Genomic DNA, 1,842 nt, shown 5'->3' on the forward strand with positions numbered 1-1,842 from the left:
CTCCAGGTCGAGGTGATCCACGACGGTGTCCTCCGGCACGCCGGCTTCGAGCATGTTCCGGAGGTTCCGGATCGACGCGAAGATGGGCAGCGTGTACTCGTCGTCCTCGATGAGCAGTTCCCAGGCGGCTTGGGTGTTGCCGCGCTCGGAGATAACCGTCTCCCACGTGTTCGGCGCCGGCAACGGATCGACGTCGGGATAGTCGTCGAGGCTGCCGCGCATGAACCGTTCGAAGAGCGCTTCCTGCTCGGCGTCGACGGGCGTGGGGTGGACGCGGTTGAAGACGTCGTGCAGCGTCACCTCGCGCCGCGACAGCTCGTACTTGCCCAGCGTGTAGGCGTCGGCCATCTCCACCAGCGCGTCCTCGATCCCGCGTCGAAGCGGCCACGGCGCAGTCCCGCCGGACAGCTGATCGTGGACCGCGAGCGCGGTGGCCGTCTCGTCCATCCGCTGGATGATCGCCGGCGCCCATTCGCGGATGAGCGATTCGGGGGAGTCGTCCTTGAATCGGTCGTCGTTGGCCGCCAGTACGAGTAGCACTTGTGGGATGTCCCGCAAGTAGAGCTCCTGGCGCGCATAGGCCGCGAGCTTCAGGACGAACTCCGGGTCCTCGTTTGCAGCGGCATCGAACTGGCGAACGACAGCAGCCAGCTGCTCGTCATCGGTCTCGTAGAACGAGCCCTCCAGCAGTTGGTTGATCGTGCGCTTGTACAATGCGAGTCGGGGGTCGGCAGGCTCGAACGCTTCCCCACCTTCGTAGTTGGTGGTCCGCGTTGCCTCCGCGACCGTTTGCTTTGGCGTGTTGAATTCCATCCTATCACCCGGAGCCGCAACAGGCGACTCCGATCGCAGCTGCCCACTTGCTCTGTGAGCAGCGAGTATCGGGAGTGACACGTCCCAAACCAGCCTCGCATCGCTCGGCTGGACGTTCCCGGCACGATTCGAACGTGCGACACCCGGCTTCGAAGGCCGGTGCTCTGTCCTGACTGAGCTACGGGAACACGAGTGGCCGGACAATTTCTGGAGCGAACGACGGGATTCGAACCCGTAATGTGCCATCGACGTAGCGCTCCAGATCGACGGCCACTGGCGACACGGCGACCGGAAAACTATCGGAGCGGAACCGGTGTCGAGCGTCCTCTCGTACGCTCTTTGTCCGGGATGTTCTCGATGGACTGCGCCACCGACAGGATTTGAACCTGCGAGTACCTGGCGAAGCAACGCTCCGACTCGACGGTCGCCACGTGCGGTCGGGCAACCGGTGGTGCGACGGGCTATGACTCCCGTTGGTGTGCTTTGCGGGCGAAGAAACGCACCACCTCGACGACCACACGCTTGGGGAACGCTGACCGTGACAGCGTCACGAATCCGTGGCTGCCCGCTATGTCAGACACGGAAAAAACGCTGTCAGGGCCAGCATCCCCGAGTGCTCCCGAGGGGAATCGAACCCCTGGCCTCCAGTTTGAAAAACTGGCGTCTCTCGCCAACGGAGACTCCGGGAGCGCTGTAGAGTAAATCAAGCACCGAGGTGTGGGCACGCACGGGTCACTGCAGCCGTTCGAAGCCCTCGAGTTGCCCGTGCGTGAACGTCACTTGATACGTGACGAGTGTATCGAGATTCTCGAAGGAGTGTGTGAGCTCGAAGCGGCCGTGGTAGTCGTCTCGTTCGATCCAGCCGTCGTGGACTCGGTTCCGACAGCCGGCCATGTAGAGGAGATCTTCCTCATCGACGTCGTCACGGCTCGCGTATGGCCGGTCTTCCGGCGGGACCGCTTCGGTGTGCCACTCCTCTTCGAGGAGCCGACCGTCCGCCGTAATCCGAAATGTGGTCATGGTCGGTCG

Annotated in this window: 2 protein-coding genes and 2 tRNA genes; all 4 read right to left on the minus strand. The window is 63.2% G+C overall.

The features are described from left to right. Nucleotides 1-813, minus strand: an 813-nt coding sequence (locus tag NDI85_RS21060; protein WP_310916921.1) for a TROVE domain-containing protein, incomplete at its 3' end; no start/stop codon positions are given. A 113-nt stretch (nt 814-926) separates the two neighbouring features. Beyond that, nucleotides 927-1,001: transfer RNA gene (locus NDI85_RS21065), tRNA-Arg, on the minus strand. A gap of 426 nt (nt 1,002-1,427) precedes the next feature. Next, nucleotides 1,428-1,503: transfer RNA gene (locus NDI85_RS21070), tRNA-Glu, on the minus strand. 42 nt (nt 1,504-1,545) lie between these two features. Beyond that, nucleotides 1,546-1,842, minus strand: a 297-nt coding sequence (locus tag NDI85_RS21075; protein ID WP_310916922.1) for a hypothetical protein, incomplete at its 5' end; no start/stop codon positions are given.

Source organism: Haloarcula sp. S1AR25-4, from assembly GCF_031624555.1.
Classification (GTDB): Archaea; Halobacteriota; Halobacteria; order Halobacteriales; family Haloarculaceae; genus Haloarcula; species Haloarcula pellucida.